Source organism: Bacteriovorax sp. BSW11_IV (assembly GCF_000447755.1).
Classification (GTDB): domain Bacteria; phylum Bdellovibrionota; class Bacteriovoracia; order Bacteriovoracales; family Bacteriovoracaceae; genus BSW11-IV.
On the sequence record NZ_AUNE01000010.1, the window covers coordinates 44585 to 62461 of the forward strand.

At 38.4% G+C, this 17877-nt stretch carries 21 protein-coding genes; 19 read left to right on the top strand and 2 right to left on the bottom strand.

Annotation, left to right across the window (positions count from 1 at the left end; all coding sequences use genetic code 11):
* The first annotated feature begins 62 nt into the window (after positions 1-62).
* From M899_RS03170 to M899_RS03190, 5 genes are read left to right on the top strand one after another with little or no spacing between them, the layout of a single operon-like run.
* Complete coding sequence (locus M899_RS03170) at positions 63-980, top strand: branched-chain amino acid ABC transporter permease (protein WP_034727737.1); 918 nt, start codon at positions 63-65, stop codon at positions 978-980.
* Between the two features lie 14 nt (positions 981-994).
* Positions 995-1876 carry a branched-chain amino acid ABC transporter permease gene (locus tag M899_RS03175; protein WP_021270101.1) on the top strand — a complete coding sequence of 294 codons (882 nt, stop codon included), beginning with the start codon at positions 995-997 and terminating at the stop codon, positions 1874-1876.
* Positions 1876-2667: an ABC transporter ATP-binding protein gene (locus M899_RS03180; RefSeq protein WP_021270025.1), complete on the top strand. Its 792-nt coding sequence runs from the start codon at positions 1876-1878 to the stop codon at positions 2665-2667. Before M899_RS03175 ends, M899_RS03180 begins: the two co-directional genes overlap by 1 nt.
* A 29-nt stretch (positions 2668-2696) precedes the next feature.
* Entirely contained in the window at positions 2697-3386 is a 690-nt protein-coding gene (locus tag M899_RS03185) for an ABC transporter ATP-binding protein (RefSeq protein ID WP_034727740.1), read from the top strand.
* Positions 3387-3422: 36 nt separating this feature from the next.
* On the top strand, positions 3423-3635 hold the full coding sequence (locus M899_RS03190) for a hypothetical protein (protein WP_021270077.1): 213 nt from the start codon (positions 3423-3425) through the stop codon (positions 3633-3635).
* On the opposite strand, the gene M899_RS03195 is transcribed toward M899_RS03190, so the two are convergent.
* Positions 3628-3813, bottom strand: coding sequence for a hypothetical protein (locus M899_RS03195; protein WP_021269930.1), 186 nt, complete (start codon positions 3811-3813; stop codon positions 3628-3630). The genes M899_RS03190 and M899_RS03195 overlap by 8 nt on opposite strands.
* Before the next feature lie 134 nt (positions 3814-3947).
* Here M899_RS03195 and lysS point away from each other — a divergent pair, with 134 nt between their 5' ends.
* The 6 genes from lysS to M899_RS03225 all read left to right on the top strand — a co-directional run bounded on the left by lysS (position 3948) and on the right by M899_RS03225 (position 9219).
* The gene (gene lysS / locus M899_RS03200) at positions 3948-5537 is read left to right on the top strand and encodes a lysine--tRNA ligase (RefSeq protein ID WP_021270103.1); all 1590 of its coding nucleotides are present in this window, start codon (positions 3948-3950) and stop codon (positions 5535-5537) included.
* Between the two features lie 127 nt (positions 5538-5664).
* Positions 5665-6060, top strand: a complete 396-nt coding sequence (locus M899_RS17435; RefSeq protein WP_021269935.1) for a response regulator — start codon at positions 5665-5667, stop codon at positions 6058-6060.
* Between the two features lie 174 nt (positions 6061-6234).
* Positions 6235-6888 (top strand): hypothetical protein, encoded by a 654-nt coding sequence (locus M899_RS03210; protein ID WP_021269962.1) that lies wholly within the window; start codon positions 6235-6237, stop codon positions 6886-6888.
* A 119-nt stretch (positions 6889-7007) separates the two neighbouring features.
* The gene (locus tag M899_RS03215; protein ID WP_021270091.1) at positions 7008-8336 is read left to right on the top strand and encodes an aminopeptidase P N-terminal domain-containing protein; all 1329 of its coding nucleotides are present in this window, start codon (positions 7008-7010) and stop codon (positions 8334-8336) included.
* Positions 8333-8761, top strand: a complete 429-nt coding sequence (locus M899_RS03220) for a hypothetical protein (RefSeq protein ID WP_021270117.1) — start codon at positions 8333-8335, stop codon at positions 8759-8761. The genes M899_RS03215 and M899_RS03220 overlap by 4 nt, the downstream gene beginning before the upstream one ends.
* An 8-nt stretch (positions 8762-8769) precedes the next feature.
* On the top strand, positions 8770-9219 hold the full coding sequence (locus tag M899_RS03225) for a methylglyoxal synthase (protein WP_021270123.1): 450 nt from the start codon (positions 8770-8772) through the stop codon (positions 9217-9219).
* Here M899_RS03225 and M899_RS03230 read toward each other — a convergent pair.
* Positions 9216-10244 carry a polyprenyl synthetase family protein gene (locus M899_RS03230; protein WP_021270086.1) on the bottom strand — a complete coding sequence of 343 codons (1029 nt, stop codon included), beginning with the start codon at positions 10242-10244 and terminating at the stop codon, positions 9216-9218. The genes M899_RS03225 and M899_RS03230 overlap by 4 nt on opposite strands.
* A gap of 148 nt (positions 10245-10392) precedes the next feature.
* Between M899_RS03230 and ubiE the strand changes: the two genes are divergently transcribed.
* From ubiE to M899_RS03265, 8 genes are all read left to right on the top strand, one after another.
* Positions 10393-11121: a bifunctional demethylmenaquinone methyltransferase/2-methoxy-6-polyprenyl-1,4-benzoquinol methylase UbiE gene (gene ubiE, locus M899_RS03235; RefSeq protein ID WP_021269994.1), complete on the top strand. Its 729-nt coding sequence runs from the start codon at positions 10393-10395 to the stop codon at positions 11119-11121.
* Positions 11121-12509 carry an isochorismate synthase gene (locus M899_RS03240; protein ID WP_021270122.1) on the top strand — a complete coding sequence of 463 codons (1389 nt, stop codon included), beginning with the start codon at positions 11121-11123 and terminating at the stop codon, positions 12507-12509. The genes ubiE and M899_RS03240 overlap by 1 nt, the downstream gene beginning before the upstream one ends.
* Positions 12510-12529: 20 nt before the next feature.
* Positions 12530-14251: a 2-succinyl-5-enolpyruvyl-6-hydroxy-3-cyclohexene-1-carboxylic-acid synthase gene (gene menD / locus M899_RS17440; RefSeq protein WP_021269963.1), complete on the top strand. Its 1722-nt coding sequence runs from the start codon at positions 12530-12532 to the stop codon at positions 14249-14251.
* Positions 14252-15124, top strand: coding sequence for a 1,4-dihydroxy-2-naphthoate polyprenyltransferase (locus M899_RS03250; RefSeq protein WP_021270070.1), 873 nt, complete (start codon positions 14252-14254; stop codon positions 15122-15124).
* Positions 15121-15984, top strand: a complete 864-nt coding sequence (locus M899_RS03255) for an enolase C-terminal domain-like protein (RefSeq protein ID WP_021269926.1) — start codon at positions 15121-15123, stop codon at positions 15982-15984. The genes M899_RS03250 and M899_RS03255 overlap by 4 nt, the downstream gene beginning before the upstream one ends.
* Positions 15985-16032: 48 nt before the next feature.
* Positions 16033-16224 (top strand): hypothetical protein, encoded by a 192-nt coding sequence (locus M899_RS03260; protein WP_034727644.1) that lies wholly within the window; start codon positions 16033-16035, stop codon positions 16222-16224.
* Positions 16225-16302: 78 nt separating this feature from the next.
* A complete protein-coding gene (locus M899_RS18305; protein ID WP_021270156.1) occupies positions 16303-16461 on the top strand; it encodes a putative lipoprotein in 159 nt (52 codons plus the stop codon).
* A gap of 159 nt (positions 16462-16620) precedes the next feature.
* The gene (locus M899_RS03265) at positions 16621-17814 is read left to right on the top strand and encodes a hypothetical protein (RefSeq protein ID WP_034727648.1); all 1194 of its coding nucleotides are present in this window, start codon (positions 16621-16623) and stop codon (positions 17812-17814) included.
* The last annotated feature ends 63 nt before the right edge of the window (positions 17815-17877 follow it).

Below are 17877 nucleotides of genomic sequence, written 5' to 3' on the forward strand. Positions count from 1 at the left end.
TGATGAGTAGTGCCTTTTACATTTCATGAATCTTGAATAGTTAGGGAGTGACGGTGCAAGATATTCAATTCTTTTTTTATGATCTTCTACAATTTCTTGTAAACGGATTGTCTCAAGGAAGCATTTACGCTCTCGTGGCCCTGGGTTACACCATGGTTTACGGGATCATTAAACTCATCAATTTCGCCCACGGTGAGTTTTATATGATTGGCGCCTTCATTGGACTTTATGTTTGCGAATACTTTTTAAAAATAAACTTATCACCCACAACAGCTCTACTTCTTGGCCTGCCAGTGGCCATGATAGGATCAGGAGTTGTGGCCGTGATTGTTGAAAAGCTTGTCTACAGGCCCATTAGAGGACACGGCAGAATTTCTGCACTTATTACTGCACTAGGGGCCTCATTATTTTTCCAATATCTCGGACAAGGAACAGTTGGAGCAGAACCAAAGGCCTTTCCTACACTAATCTCAGGAGATGGGATTGAATTTTTCGACGGCAATGTCTTTATTTCAAATATCCAAATGATCATTATGGCGATCACCGTGTCCCTTATGATTTTTCTTTGGTGGCTTGTTAACAAAACAAGAATTGGTAAGGCCATGCGTGCCACTAGCTTCAATAAAAATGCAGCTGAACTCATGGGAATAAACACTGACCGAATTATTAGTTTTACTTTCTTTTTAGGCGCCTCACTTGCAGGTGCGGCCGGAGTTTTGGTTGGAATGTACTACAACACGGCCGAGCCAATGATGGGGCTCATCCCTGGCCTTAAGGCCTTTATTGCGGCCGTACTCGGTGGAATTGGAATTATTCCAGGGGCCTTCTTAGGTGGGATCACTTTAGGGATTGCTGAAAATCTTGTTGTTGGTTTTTGGATTTCTACTTACAGAGATGCCGTGGCCTTTGCCATTCTTATTATTATTCTTCTTGTGAAGCCCGCAGGCCTTCTTGGAAAGAACGTTAAAGAAAAAGTTTAAAAGGAATTGCTTCAATGAATATAGAGTATTTTTCTCACTTAATGATTATGTCGGGAATTTTTATCATACTTGCCGTGAGCTTAAATCTCATTAACGGTATTTGTGGAGAACTCTCCCTTGGACACGCTGGTTTTTGGGCCATAGGTGCCTATGTGGGTGGGTCTTATGGAGTTTTCTACGCTCTTCCCCTACCGAACTTTTTAAACCTTGCCATCAGTTGTGGGCTTGGTTTCGTTGCCGCAAGTCTTGCTGGACTTATCATTGGTGTTCCTTGTTTACGTTTACGGGGAGACTATCTGGCCATTGCAACCCTAGGATTTGGTGAAATCATTCGTATCATTATCATGAATATGGACGTTGTTGGTGGACCTAGAGGCCTTACGGGAATTCCTAAATGGTCAAATCTTCCTCTCATCTACTTCTTTGTTGTGATCACTATCATATTCATGGCCAATCTCGTGCGTGGAACCCATGGTCGAGCCATTATTAGTATACGAGAAGATGAAATTGCGGCCGACTGTATGGGTATTTACACTTTTAAGTACAAAACACTGGCCTTCGTCTTAGGTGCAGGTTTTGCGGGAATAGCTGGAGCACTTTATGCTCATTATCAAGAATTTATTTCACCCAATAGCTTTTCATTTATGTGGTCAGTAATCATTCTCATTATGGTTATTCTCGGAGGACTTGGCTCAATAACTGGATCAATTGTAGGCGCAGTTATTCTAACTATTCTCCCAGAGCTTCTGCGCTTTATGGGTGAGACTATTTCAGAGTGGCGCATGCTTATTTACTCTGTGCTTCTTATTGTTCTTATGCTTCTTAGACCATCGGGAATATTTGGCAAAAAAGAATTTAATGTACTTGCCCTATTCTCTAAGAAGGAGGCACAGTAATGACAGTAGATAAAAAAATTATCATGCAAACAAAAGATCTGACCATTCGCTTTGGTGGACTTGTTGCTGTTAATAACTTCAATATGAAAATTGAAGAAGGTGAACTCATTGGTATTATCGGGCCAAACGGAGCAGGAAAGACGACAATTTTCAATATGATCACAGGTGTCTATGTGCCAACTTCAGGCTCTGTTGATCTGGAAGGAAAATCGATTGTAGGACAGCACGTCTCACACATCACTCAAAAAGGAATTGCGAGAACATTCCAAAATATTCGTCTTTTTAAAGATCTTAGTGTCATAGACAATATTAAATTGGCGGCCCACTACCGTACAAACTACTCACTATTCGATTCTATTATTCGTAATAAAAAATTTAAAAATGAAGAAGAGCGTATTTATAATGAGGCCATGGAAATTCTAAAAATCTTTGGCCTTGAGAAAAAATCAACTTTGCTTGCAAAAAATCTTCCTTACGGTGAACAAAGACGACTCGAAATTGCTCGCGCACTGGCGACAAGACCAAAACTTCTTCTCTTAGATGAACCTGCTGCAGGGATGAATCCAAAAGAAACTAATGATCTCACAGAGCTTATTCGCTGGGTGCGCGATCATTTTAAAATTTCTATTCTTCTCATCGAACACGATATGAAACTTGTCATGAACGTGTGTGAGCGCATCTATGTTGTTGATCACGGAGAAGAAATTGCGATGGGTCTTCCAAAGGAGATTCAAAACAACAAAAAAGTCATTGAGGCCTATTTAGGAACAAGTGATGAGGAGGCCCTGTGAGTGGTGAAAAAATTCTAGAAATTAACAATATGCACGTACACTATGGATCTATTCACGCCATTCACGGTATAAACCTTCATATAAATCGTGGTGAAATTGTAACGATTCTAGGATCAAACGGAGCAGGAAAAACGACCACTCTTCATACGATTTCAGGATTACTGCAACCAAGTGAGGGAGAGATTTCGTTTAAAGGTCAATCCATCAAAAACCTTGAGGCCCATAAAATTGTTGCCCAAGGAATGGCCCATTCTCCAGAAGGAAGAATGGTCTTTCCAGATCTCACTGTAAAAGAAAATCTTGAAATGGGCGCTTATCTTAGAAACGACAAAGATCAGATCGCCAAAGACTTTCGTTATATGTTTGATCTCTTCCCAAGACTTGAAGAAAGAAAATCTCAACTTGCGGGTACCCTATCAGGTGGTGAGCAACAAATGCTGGCCATTGCAAGGGCGTATATGAGTAAACCTGAACTGCTCTTATTGGATGAGCCAAGTCTTGGAATTGCGCCCATACTTGTTCAGGCCATTTTTTCGGCCATTAAAGAAATCAATGAAAAGCAAAAAATGACAATACTTCTTGTTGAACAAAATGCATACGCTGCACTCAAAATTGCTCACCGTGGATATGTTCTCACCACGGGAGAAATTTCTATGCAAGGGGCCGCAAAAGATTTAATATCCAATGAAGAAATTAGAAAGGCCTACTTAGGACACTAAGGGGCCGCATTTATTGCGCGAGAAAAGGAGTATAGCGTGGAGACACTGGCGACTTTTGATGAGGCCGTTGAGCTTTTAAAAAATGCTGTTAAGTATTCAACAATCGAAAACCAAAAGCACCTTGATCTTTCTGTGATCAATGCCCCTGATAGACTTGAGTATCAAAAGGCCCTAATGGTTGTGCAATCGGCCGTTAAAAGAGGTGAAATAACTCAGGACGAACTTAAGCAAAGACTCGGCCTTATTTAATCACTCGATATTCGGCCTCAAATGTTTGACCATCACTAGAACTTGGTTGAGCAGAAGGGGCCCTTCTTGCATTTTGTTTTGCCCTGTTCGCATTCTCTTTCCCACTCGAAATCAAAGATTTAATTACGACAAATGCTAAATAAAAAAAGGCAAATTTAATTAATCCAGAAACTAACATAGCGACCTCGCTTATTGTGGTTTTAAAATAATGAAGCTTTGTTTCAAAGTCAAATTTCTCAATAACAACTCTGTACCATTTTAGGCACTTATGTTATAAATAGGCCTTCTATTAACGAAAAAAAGAGAGATCTTATGAGTGACAACCAAAATACGCCAAAACTTATTCACTGGGCCGACATGACAGCTGACCGCATCATAAAGCAGAAGGGTGATAAGGAAGGTTACGTTTTGGCCAGTGGTATTACTCCTTCTGGTGTTGTTCACTTTGGAAATTTTAGAGAAGTTATCACTGTAGACCTAGTGGCACGTGCCCTTCGTGAACGTGGTAAAAAAGTTCGCTTTATTTTCAGCTGGGATGATTACGATACTTTTAGAAAAGTTCCCCTAAATCTTCCAAAACAAGAAGAGCTTAAAAAATATATGTATCAACCAATCGTTGATACTCCAGATCCATTCGGTGAACACGAGTCTTATGCAGCTCACCACGAAAAGGCCTTCGAAGCTCAATTAGCAAAAATGGGAATTGAAGTAGAGCCAATTTACCAAGCAAAAAAATACCGTGCAGGTGATTACAAAGAAGATATCAAACTTGCTTTAAATAAAAGAAAAGAAATTCGCGATATCTTAAATCAATACCGCTCTGAACCTTATGGTGATGAATACTTCCCTATCAGTGTATATTGTGAAGAACATAAAACAGATAAAACAACTGTTACAGGTTGGGATGGTGAGAGCAAAATTACTTATAAGCACAACGAAACAGGTTATGAAGGTGTTATTGATTTAAACACAACTTCACTTGTTAAACTTCCTTGGCGTGTTGACTGGCCAATGAGATGGGCGTTTGAAAAAGTAGACTTCGAACCAGGTGGGAAAGATCACTCTTCACAAGGGGGATCTTATACTACGGCAAAAGATATTGTTAAAATCTTTGGTTGGGATACTCCAGTTTATCTTCAATACGATTTCGTATCGATCAAAGGTCTTGGCGGAAAAATGAGTTCGTCAAAAGGAAACCTCGTTACAGTAAACGACGTTTTAAAAGTATATGAACCAGAAATGATTCGTTGGATTTTTGCAAGCTACAAATCAAACGTAGATTTTGCAGTAAGCTTCGACTTAGACGTAGTAAAAACTTATGAAGACTTCGACAGACAAGAAAGACTTGCTTACGGTGTTGAAGCTGGGGCTGAGAAAAAAGTAGAAATGGCAAAAAGAGTTCTTGAGCTTTCTCAAATTGGAGAGATGCCAAAAGAGTGTCCTTTTCAACCGTCATTTAGACACCTTTGTAACCTTCTTCAAATTAACGATGGTGATATTGCAAAGACACGTTCTGAATATGCAAACGATATTAAAAATGCTCGTGATGAAAGACGCTTTGTTGAAAGATCAACATGTGCTCTTTATTGGCTCGAAAATCATGCTCCAGAAGAATTTAAATTCAAGGTAAATGAGCAAAAACCAGCACAAGACTTAAGTGCAGGGGCCACAAACTTCTTAAGCTCTTTGGCCTCATATATGGAATCAAGTGCATTTGATGCAATTACAGAAGATAAAGAGTTACACGAAAAAATCTATGAACTCATTCATGCCAGTGAAATTGAACCCGCAGAGGCGTTTAAGGCCCTTTATGGCGCCCTCATTTCAAAAGAGCGTGGTCCGAAACTTGCCGGTTTTATTCTAACAATCGGCAAAGAACGTGTTCTAAAACTCATCAAATAACAAGATATTGGCCCCTTTTATTAAGGGGCCCATTCATTCTTAACTATTTCTTAAAGTTACCAACTCCATTTTTCATTAAAATAGTCGATAAGACTTTAATTAAAGCTCGCATAAAAGAGAGGAAAAAGTGGAATTGAATATTCTTATTGCCGAAGATGAACAACTACTCACCGATTTTTACGTAGAATTTATCAATGAATTTTTTGACGATAAGAAAATTAAATTCACAGTGAAAGATAATGGTCTAAGCGCCTTAGAAGAAACTTTGAATAAGAAATTTGATCTCATCATCAGTGATATTAATATGCCTCATATGGATGGACTTGGCCTTACTAAGAAAATTCATGATCGCGATAACCCGAACCATAAAACTCCTATTATTATCATTTCAGGAACTCCTCATTCACTGAACTTTTCTCAAGACAACCTTTACTATTTGATGGCCAAACCAGTTGCTCCAGAGCGTTTTGAAAGAGTTCTGCGTCTAATAATAGAAGGGAATTTATTACAAAAATCGGCATAAAAGGGGTCAATCTGCCTCCTTGGCCGACTAAATGACTTTAATTTTTCCAACATAATATTACATTTGGGCCTTTTTAGGGCCCTTTTTTTTGCTGGCCATAGGCAAGCCCACTCAAAATTCATAGATTGGCCTTATAAGAGTTAAAACTCAGAAACAAAAAAGGAGAGGGCCTATATGAAGAAATTACTTTTTGCAGTTGTTGCACTTTGTTCTACTGCTGCACTAGCAGACACATGTACAAGCTATATGAGAACTAGAACTGGTGGGACTCTCGACTCATTCACTGGTTGGGGTTACACAAGAGGAGAAGCTTGTAGAGAAGCTCAACAAACATGTAATAGAGAATTAGCAAGGCGCAGAAGTCACGGAAATAGCTTCTCGGCATTCTGTGAAACTGACGGTGACTATAGAGATCCAGGCAGAGGAAGAGATCCAAGAGTTGAAAGATGTACATATGACCTTAAAAGAGGAAATGGTACACTGCTAGAGTCTTTCACTGAAGAGGCCTACTCAGAATACTCTGCATGTATTGATGCTCAATCAAAATGTGAAAGCGAACTACGCTATAGAAGATCATCTGGTAGAAACCCAAGAGCTTACTGTGAAAAAAGAGGTTCTTACAATCCTTACCCAGGCCCAAGACCAGATCCAACTGTTACAAGATCATGTACTGTAGTAAAAGTTGATCGCTGGGGAACAAGACTTGATCGTTTCACTTCGACATTAGAAGGTCGTCAAGGAACTGGTGTTCAAGAAAGAGCTTGTCAAGAAGCTGAAAGAGAATGTCGTCGCAACACTTGGGGTGACCAAAGATGTATCCGTCTTTAAATTAATTAAATAGATTTATTTAAAGCATGAAATAACATTCAAAAGAAATCGGCCAACCTTGTGTTGGCCTTTTTTTCTGGTAAAATACTCCTAAAGCTATTGGCCTAATGGAGTTATAAATGTTCCCAACAAATTTCAAAGAAAGAAGAGAAAAACTTCTTAATACACTTACAGATGCAATTGCGATTATTCCTGGTGCAACCCATGTAACAAAATCACATGATACGGAATATCCATTTCGTCAAAACAGTAATTTTAAATATCTTACGGGTTTCAATGAACCGGATTCAATCTTAGTATTAACTTCATATCCAGATAAAAAATCAATTCTCTTTGTAAGAGAAAAAGATCCTTTTATGGAAATGTGGTCAGGCAGAAGAATGGGACCAGATAAGGCCCTCGAAATTTTAGAAGTTGATGAAACATATACTGTTGAAAAATTTCCAGAAATGATTGAAAAGCTCCTTCTAGGTCACGAAAAACTCTATATGGATCTATTTGATGAGCCAAAAACGTTTGCGATGGTAAGAGATATTTGCAAAAAACTTTACCACAGAAAGAAAACTCGCGCGAGTTCACCTCCGAAAAACTTCTTTCATGTAAATCCCTTAATTGAAAAAATGAGATTAGTAAAAGATCAGAACGAAATTCAATTTATGAAAACCGCCATGATCGCAACAAACAAAGCTCACCGTGCGGCCATGGCACTGGCCGCTCCTGGAAGAAATGAAAAAGAAATCAATGCTCTAATGCAATATCTTTTCACGAAGGATTTATCACAAGGCAATGCTTACGATAATATTATCGCTAGCGGAGATAATGCCAATATCCTCCACTACATCGAAAATAATGCTGAATTAAAAGACGGCGACCTACTTCTTATCGATGCTGGAAGTGAATTAAATCTTTACGCAACAGATATTACAAGAACATTTCCTGTAAATGGCAAGTTCACTACCGTGCAAGCTGAAGTTTACGAAATTGTCCTTGAAGCTCAAAAAACGGCCATTTCACATGCGTGGATTGGGCGTACACTTAAAGAAGTTCATGAACATACATGTCGCGTACTCACTCAAGGTCTAATTGATTTAAAAGTTCTAAAAGGTTCAGTCGATGAAAATATCGAAACAGCAGCGTTTAGAAAATATTATCCCCATGGAACTGGTCACTGGCTAGGTTTAGATGTTCACGATCAAAACCCATACCAGACAGACGAATACGAAGAAACAAAATTTGAAGATGGAGTCATCTTCACAGTGGAGCCTGGTCTTTACTTTCCAAAAAGCGATGCCACTCTCCCTGAGCATTTAAGGGGAATTGGAATTCGTATCGAAGACAATATTCTTATCACACAAAACGGCCACGAGAATCTTTCGGCAATGATTCCAAAAGAAATCAAAGAAATTGAAGAGGCCTGTGCTAAAGATTATAAGGAATTCTTACTATGAAATTAATCGCGCTCATTCTACTTTTTACGACATCAACATATGCTCAATACAATAAGATAAAGCACAATACGTGCCGTTTAAAAATTGATCCAACGTCAAAAAGTAACAAAGAGCTTTACTCAAAACTGGAAGTTCTTCTAAGTGAGCGCGGTTATAATTTTGAACTCTTTAATTCTGCAAGAGAAATTGTTCCCCGCGACCTCTACCTGACAATGAATGTAGAAACATCGGGGAAGATGTACAAAGAATGTTATGTAGAAATAGAAATTAAACTCGCAAAAGAAAAAAAACCTACAGAAGACGATCAAATACTTTTTAAAGAACACTCTTTAAGAAAATTTCCTCGCCAAACTTTTGAAGGTAAGGAGCGCTGTAATATGGCCTTTAACGATATTTCATTTCGCGTTCCTACATGCATAAAATAGGTAAATAAATGTCTACAATGAAAATCCAAAAAAAAATTGCCCTTGTCGCCCACGATAAAAGAAAAGATGATCTCATCAAATGGATCGAAAAGCACAAAGATATCCTAAAGGAGCATCAGCTTTTTGCAACGGGCACAACTGGTGTAAAAATAGAAAATGCAACAGGTCTTAAAGTAAAAAGATACAAGAGTGGCCCAATTGGTGGTGACCAGCAAATTGGAGCTGCCATCGTGGATGAAGGTCTCGATGTGCTTGTCTTTTTTTGGGACCCTCTCACAAGTCAGGCCCATGATCCTGATGTCAAGGCCCTACTAAGGGTAGCGACTTTATGGAATGCTGTTCTTGCATGCAATAAGTCCACGGCCGACTTCATTATTAGAAGTCCTCTGTTGAATGAGGCCTACAAAAAAGATTTATCTCACGTCTTAGATTATACGGCAGACCGCCAAGTTATTTAGAACTTGCGACCTGCGAGGTATTCAAGAATTTTAAAAACAGGAATTTTGGCCTTTTCAAAACGCTCTAGCTCTTCAGAGTTTAGGGCGCATTCCTTTTCAATAATAACAAGAAGCTCTCTTGCACTAGTTAGAAGATCAAGGGCACGTTTTTCAACGATTGCACAGGCCTCATCAATGCGATCACCATCAAAAAGATCAGCAACGTTTTCACCATTTTCAAAGCGTGCTTTGATTTCAGGGTGAAGAAGCAACCATTCATAAAGAACAGAATTTATAATGCCATTTTGAACGTCTAATAGAGCGTCTTTTTTAGAGTCTTTAGAAAAATCAAGGGTATCATCCATCAATTGGAAGGCCACACCGATTTTCTCACCAAACTCCTTAGCATAGTTTTGGATACTTTCATTTTTTCCGGCCACATAAGAACCGATCCAACAACACCATCCCATCACACTCGCCGTTTTTTTCATGGCCACTTTGGTAATAAGATCATGAGAGTAATTTCTCTCTTTAGAAGCGTCTAATTGAATCCACTCACCATCGGCAAGGGCCTGAATAACAAGGCTCATTTCACGGACAATTTTCAGATCACCTTTATATGAAAGTGAATGAATAACATCGGCCAGAAGATAGTCCCCAGCAAGTACGGCCTTCTGATTTGAAGAAAGAGCATTAATAGAGGGCTCACCTCTTCGAGTGCTGGCATTATCAACAACATCATCGTGGGCCAAACTTGCAGCGTGAACAAGTTCAATAGCACGTGCAAATGGTATGAGTTTACTTGGTTCAACAAAGAATAGATTACCGAAAATATACGTCAAAAGTGGACGTAGCCTCTTCCCTCCCACAAGAACTGTGCGAGTTAGCAGATCATTGATGGCCGTATTGCAGTCTTTCGATTCAATATTTAAATCGAGCTCGCCTACGGTCTCTAAAATCTCTTCAGGAATGGAACTTAAAAATTCGTGTAACATAAAATCAATTGAGTCGTTTATGAAGCTAATAATTTTGAAAAGTTGTAACATTAGGGCGCCTCTTTTGTAAATCACTAATTGCCCCAAACCCAGATTTTATATACTCGGTGCATAGTATAAAACTTTGCTTGAAAGCTCACCTATTTAGGGGTAAAAAGCATTGATAATTAAAGACTTGGAAAGATTAGAGGATAGCGCAATGACACAATCATTAGAGACAAAGGCCCTTGATAATAGAAAAAAAGAATCTTACAAAATTTTCGATGAAATCGCGGGAACATATGATTTTTTAAATCGCCTTCTTTCTTTTGGCATTGACGTCTATTGGCGCACTAAATTTCTAAAAAATCTTCCAAATAAAAAAGAAATTCATGCCCTTGATCTTGCAACAGGTACAGGTGATGTTCCTGTCGTTCTTGTTAAAGATAAAAGAGTTACTAAAGTTACGGGTCTCGATCTTTCTAAAGGAATGGTTGAACTTGGTAAAAAGAAAATTGCTCAGAAAAAACTTGATGATAAAGTTTCACTTCATATTGGGGATGGAGTAGAAATTCCTGCTGCAGACTCAACATTTGACCTTGTGACAATTTCATTTGGAATTAGAAATTTCCCTGATCCCCAAAGATCTCTAGTTAATATTGAAAGAGTTCTAACTACAGGTGGACGTTGTATGATCATGGAATTCTCTCTTCCAAAAAATCCATTTTTTAGAGCAATCTACTTCTTCTATTTTAGACACCTTCTTCCTTTTGTTGGAAATATTGTATCTAAACATAAAGATGCTTACAGCTACCTTAACGAATCAGTTGAAGATTTTCCTTATGGGGATGCATTCGAAGATATGATGAGAAAAGCAAACCTTAAAAATGTTCATAGAAAAGAACTCACTTTTGGAATTGCGACTCTTTATATTGGAGACAAGCACTAATGCTGGATTTTGTTGATATAAAAGCAACCATCTTAAAAAAGGTCAGCTCACTTTGTGAGGCCGACTTTGATGCGGAAGTCTTAAAAAAAATTAAGGCCAACGAATACATAAGCTTCGATTTGAAGATTATGGATTTAGAATTATCACAGCTAGTATCCTATGCGACAAGTGCACCACTAGGTTATTTTAAAGAGCGTACTTTTGATGCCCAACTAGACAAAGGGCCAAAAGAGCTGCTTTGCCTTGGCGAAAACGTACGTTTTGAAAGGAAAACTGATTACAATAAAATTTTAGATATAACTGAGAAGTGGCCAGATATTCATATTTTTGGTGCTCAAAACTTTGATAATGAAAAAATCAATGAAAGCGAGTGGAAATTTCTTAGTGAATGTTTTTTCTTTGTCCCAAAAATTTGTTTTATAAAAAATAAACTTGAGACAATTGTCCGAATTCAATTGCCGAAAAAATGTCTTAAAGACCAAAGAGAAAAAGCAAAATTCTCATTTTCATTAGAGAAGTGTTTAAATTTCAAATCAATGACAAGAACACTTCCCCAAACATTTGAAAAAAATGAAACTCCTGAGCAAAATTCATGGGACAATATGATCAGAACTTGTGTTTCAAGTTTTGAGCACAATCAACTGAACAAAGTTGTTTTATCGCGCAAAAATATTATCCATTATAGCGACGATGTTGAACTGGCCCCAGTGTTCTCTTCCCTAGTTGAATCACAAAAACAGGCCTATATCATGGCCTTAAGATTTAGTGACAACTGCTCATTCATCTCTGTTACTCCAGAGAGACTATTCAAGATGAGTAACAATTGCTTAGAAATTGATTCATTAGCTGGAACAAGAAGACGCTCTACAAATGAAATTGAAGATAAGCTTCTTGAAAACGATTTAAAAAGTTCATTTAAAGAGATTCAAGAGCATCGTTTTGTGACAAATTCAATTTGTGAAAGACTCAACTCTCTTGGAATCAATCCAACATTTTTATTTAAAGAACAGGTTTTAAAACTTAAATTTGTTCAACATCTCCACACAAAACTATCTGCACCTCTTTCAAAAAAAGAGAACTTTGCAGTTTTGATTAATACATTTCACCCTACTCCTGCTGTTGGTGGAGAGCCTAAGAAAGAGGCCATGGCCCTTATTAGAAAACTCGAGCCTTATAGCCGTGGGCTGTATGCTGGACCAATGGGCTATATTAGTGGCGAGGCATCTGAATTTGCCGTGGCCATTCGTTCAGCACTACTTGAAGGAGAGCGCATTCATATCTATGGAGGCGCAGGAATCGTTATGGGTTCTGATCCAAAAAGTGAATGGGAAGAAACGGGTGTTAAAATGGATAATTTCCTAACGATACTTGGAAATTCAAACGCATAATAAGGCATAGGAAGATTTAGATGAGTGCTCTTTACGAAAACACATCAAGACTTTGGGCAAGTGTCATCATCACTGAATTAACTCGCAATGGAGTGACTCATTTTTATGTGTCCCCAGGTATGAGAAACGCCCCTTTAACGGCCGCAATTACCTATAATGATAATGCCACTTTAATTGAAGGAATGGACGAGCGTGCTGCGAGCTATCGTGCTCTTGGAGCAGCAAAGGCCCTAGGAAAACCTGTCGCCCTAGTTTGTACCTCTGGTACGGCCATGGCCAATTATATGCCTGCTGTAATTGAAGCAAGAAGAAGCAATATCCCTCTAGTCATTATTAGTTCAGATAGACCTAAAGAGCTGGCAATTAGTGATGCGAATCAAACAATTAACCAAGAAAATCTCTATGGTGATTTTGTTACAGGTTCACTAAATCTAAATGCTCCAAATGAACACTTTGGACTTAAGTCGCTGGCAACAAGCATCAGTCATCTCTTGAAATCAACATGGTTTCCAGAAAAAGGACCAGTTCATATCAATGCTCCTTTTAGAGAACCCCTAGATAATAAAACGGCCCCTATTGCCGATAAAATGATCGAAGAGGCAAAAAGATATTTTACGCAAAGAGGCCCAGCGACAAATTATAATAGTGTCGTTATTGCTCCAAGCACTGAGGTACTTGCTGATCTGGCCAATACTTTTAATAGCGCGAAACGACCATTTGTCGTCGTTGGCAAAACTCTCGAAAATGAAATTGATGCCATCACTGAATTCTTGCAATACACGAATGCATGGACATTTATAGATGTCTCTAGTTCTATCAAATACCATTTTCCCCTAAGACGTCAGGCCGTACCGAGTATGGATCACCCTGAAGTTTATGAATATTTCAAACAGAACCCACCAGATGTTATCTTCCATTTTGGTGGACGTCTCACAGGGAAACACTATTATAGATATCTAAGTGAAAACCCAGATATCGAAGTTATTTCAATTAACAGTGCACTAACAAAAGAAGATCCGGCCCACAGAGTTGGTCGCAGAGTTGAGTGTAATACGGAAGAATTTTGTAAAAAGATTTTACCCTTAATTGAAAAGCGTGATGAAAAATCACAGAACGTTTGGGAAAACTTTATAGAGAAAAAAAGAAATCTCATTGAAAATCATGAGCTGTCTTATCCCTACATAAGTAAAAACATTATTGAACTTACCCCAGAAAATGAAACCCTTTACATTGCAAACAGCACTGTCATTCGCTCTTTTGATAGCTATATGCATATTAGTGATTCTAAAGATCTTAAGATTCATTGTAATCGTGGCGTAAGTGGAATCGAAGGCCTACTAAGTAGCTCTCTTGGTGTGGCAGATATAACTAAAAAACCAGTGACTCTTATCATCGGTGACGTAAGTTTGTATCACGATCTCAATGCACTTTTTTATTTGAAAAAAGATAATCTTCCAGTGCAAGTTATTGTTGTAAACAATTACGGCGGCGGAATCTTCACTCTCCTGCCTGTTGCCGGAGAGAAAGAAATTTTGAAACATCTCGTAACCGCCCATGAAATGGATTTCTGTAAAATCAGCGAGGCCTTTGGCCTTGAACACAAAAGAGTTTACACGAAAGAAGACTTTAAAAAAGAATACACCGAGTTCTTTAGCAATCCGAGGGCACGTGTTTTAGAAGTTGTCATTTCAAATGATGAGAACATTAAAGTTTACGATCAATTAAAAACGGTAAAAATGTAGATGAATCCATGGATATTGGCCGCAAGGCCAAAAACTTTATTTGCCAGTGCAGGTCCCGTTCTCCTTGGAACGGCCATTGCTTTTTACACAACAAAATCTCTCTCTGCTCTTGCTTTTATAACAACCTTATTATGTGCGGTTTTAATGCAAGTTATGTCAAACTTAGTCAACGACTACTATGATGGTATTCGTGGCCTTGATGATGAAAAGAGATTGGGCCCAACCCGAGTTACGAGCACAGGGCTTTTAACACCTGAAAAAGTAAAGAAGGGTTTTCTTCTTGTTGCGATTGTGGCCTTCATACTTGGTCTTTATCTAATGTATATTGGTGGCCTACCAATTATTATCATCGGTCTGCTGTCATTATTTTTTGCCTGGGCCTACACTGGGGGTCCTTTTCCTCTAAGTCATTTCGCTCTAGGAGAAGTGGCCGCGTTTACTTTTTTCGGACCAGTCGCTGTATGGGGTACAACATTCCTCCAAACCGGAAGTTCTTCAAAACTTGCCCTTATAGCAGGAAGTGGAGTTGGTTTAATTTCTGCTACGATTATGGCGATCAATAATTTAAGAGATCGAAAAAGTGATAGTGAAAAAGGTAAAATAACAGTGGCCACACTTTTAAGTGAAAAAGGTGCTCGTGCTTTCACACTAACATTGTGTCTGCTTTCAACATTTATTCCTTTTATTGTGATGAATGAAACTCACAGCTCTTATGTTCTTGTTGCCCTTATTCCTTTTTATCTTATGGGAAAAACGTGGATACATGTAGCACGTGCACCTATTGATGAAAGAATGAATATGATGTTGGCCAATACTGGAAAATATTTATTTTTATATTCTGTGGCCATGGGAATTGGATTGTATTTTTCATGATTGAATTTCATAAGCGCTATTCAATCCCTTTCACGTCACCCCTACAAATTGGCAACACTTTAGTCGCACACAAAGATGTTCTCCCTTTTTCTTTTTCTGAAAATAATAAAACATATTCATTTGAATTAAGTCCACTTCAGGGATTACACGAAGAAAGTCTCGATGATGCTCAAAAATCACTTACAGATTTTATCGCTGGTCGAACGGATAATATGCTGCCAAGTGCTCGTTTTGCATATGAAGGCGCAAAATATATAGATAATATCCAAAGTATGAGTGTTTTAATAAATGCTCTTTATATTCCAAATAATGATAGCGATTTTCCCGAGAATAAAACATTAAAAATAAAAATCAATCGCACGAGTTTTGAAAAAGATATTGAATCAATCAATCATTTAACTCAAAAAGGATACAAACTTCGCTTAGATGCAAATCGATCACTAAGTGAAGAACAACTATACCATTACTGGTACGCCATTAAAGATCATGCGGCCATTGAGTACTTTGAAGAACCCTTAGTTAATGGTGAGGCCCATCTATCTCTTAAAGAATTTATTCCCATTGCTTTTGACGAAAGTTCAGAAAATTTTATCGACAAAAAACTTCCAGAAAATATAGTAAGTTTTGTCATCAAACCAAGCGTTATGTTTGGTATCGAAAGAACGAGGGAGCTCATGAAGACAAAATCCATCATTGTGAGCTCTGCCTTTGAAACCCCTCTTCAATTGCTCGCATTAATAAAACTTAGTACCCTCCAAAAAGACACGGCCATGGGCCTTGATACTCTAAAGTATTTTCCCTTAGAATTCATTCCAAACACTTTAAATTACAGAGATGGGCAAATAATTTTCAACGCTTAAAATCAGTTTCTCCTGTATAATTTCTCAGAGATCAATCAAGGAGAAACTATGAAATTAGCAAATCTATTTTTGGCCCTAACATTAGTGTTAAGCGTTTCATGCGCACACCATAACCATGCTCACAAGGGACAGTGTCAACTGGGCTCGAAATGTGAAAAATGTGCTGAGGGGAAAAAAGACGGAAAACAGTGTAGTCTTAAAGATAAGAAGTCTTGCTGTGGACAATCGGCCGAGTCTTAGTAATTCCAACACTATAGTAGACTAAATTTATCAACGTAATATGCCGATAAGCCAGCAGGTAAATTAAAGGAGATAGCAATGAAAAAAATAATTTCTATTGTCGCCCTATCGATGCTTGCTCTGACATTGGCCTCTTGCGCAAGCTCAAATAGGAAACCGGCATCATCATGTGATGAATCGTACTTCCAAGATCAGTATCGCTACTTTGATCACTACGAGCGCTGTAACAACTACTAAAGTAAAAAAGGGGTCAAAAAGGCCCCTTTTTTTTTGTAAGAAAGCTATTTTTCCTAACAATATTCAGTCCTTATAAAACCCTAACAAAACTATTCATGGCCAAACTCAACTGCCTTTGGTAAATCGCAGTAACACGAATTCATATAAGGGAGAGATTGAGTGAGAAATTTAGCAATCGTAGCTGCAATGCTATTAGGTAGCACAATGGTAAAGGCCGCTGACTTTGATGTTAAAGGTTTTATCGTTATTGATGCCCTAAGTTTTGAAAAGCAAAAAGAGAAGAACGAAGAAATCAATGCTGAAATCATCACATTAGATCTTAAATTCTATTTTCGTCACGAGAATTGGTCAGCAAAACTTAAACTCGACCTTGATGGTTCAATCGCTGAAGACAACCAAGAAATTTACGAAGAAGCAAACGTGACATACCGTCACTCAAACAATGTGCGCATCACTGCTGGTAAGGGAAAAGTTCCTTTTCACCAAATGCACTTTGGTGCTGCTAGACCATCATTTATCGATGGTGGATCAATTCTTTTCTCATCTAACTCTTGGAGAGATCAAGACAACAAAATCCTTCTTGGAGTTCAACTAGGATCTTACCGCTCAGGTTGGATCAATGAATTCACATTTTGGGGTAATGCCAACAACCCAAAAGTTGATAGAGTAACTGAAGGCCCGTACTTCGGAAAATACAGCGATGGCACCATTGAATATGAAACAGGAAAAACTCTTGAAACAAAAAAACAAAGAGGTTTTGCTAACAAGTTCACTTATACTCCGGCCTACGGTGTAAAATATTCTGTTGCTGGGAACTACTACTGGCGCGATATCGATCCAAAGGCCGACTGGGCACTAGATCTGGCCATGACAGATTCAAATGATGAAAGAGAATATTGGTTTGAATATATGTGGGGATTCACTTCTAAACACCCTAACGATAAGTACACTGCAAAGAAACAGTGGGAGCACTATATCCAAGCGGGTTATGAATACCGTCTAACTGAAACATTCTCACTTGCTCTTTCGGGTGAGGCCGTCCTTGTAAAAAAATTAAACCACGACAAGAACGACTATAACGGTGCAAATGAATCCGCTGACGGTGGTTATGGCCAAAGCAGATACAATAATGGTCAAGTTGCAAAGACTAACAACTACATGCTTGAGACGGCAGCAAAATGGCGACTTGCTAAGAGTGTTGACTTCAAACTTGGTCTAACTTACGAGAGAAAGTATATTTGGGAAGCAAGAAACCCAAGCTCAAAGAACCAAACAGCATCAGACAAAGAATATTTGTACAAAGGATTCCAGTGGGCATATCAATTGGCCGCAGGAATTAGTTTCTGGTTCTAAAGAAAACCAACTCACACAATCAACTATCTTAAGGCCACTTGAAAAAGTGGCCTTTTTTTTCTT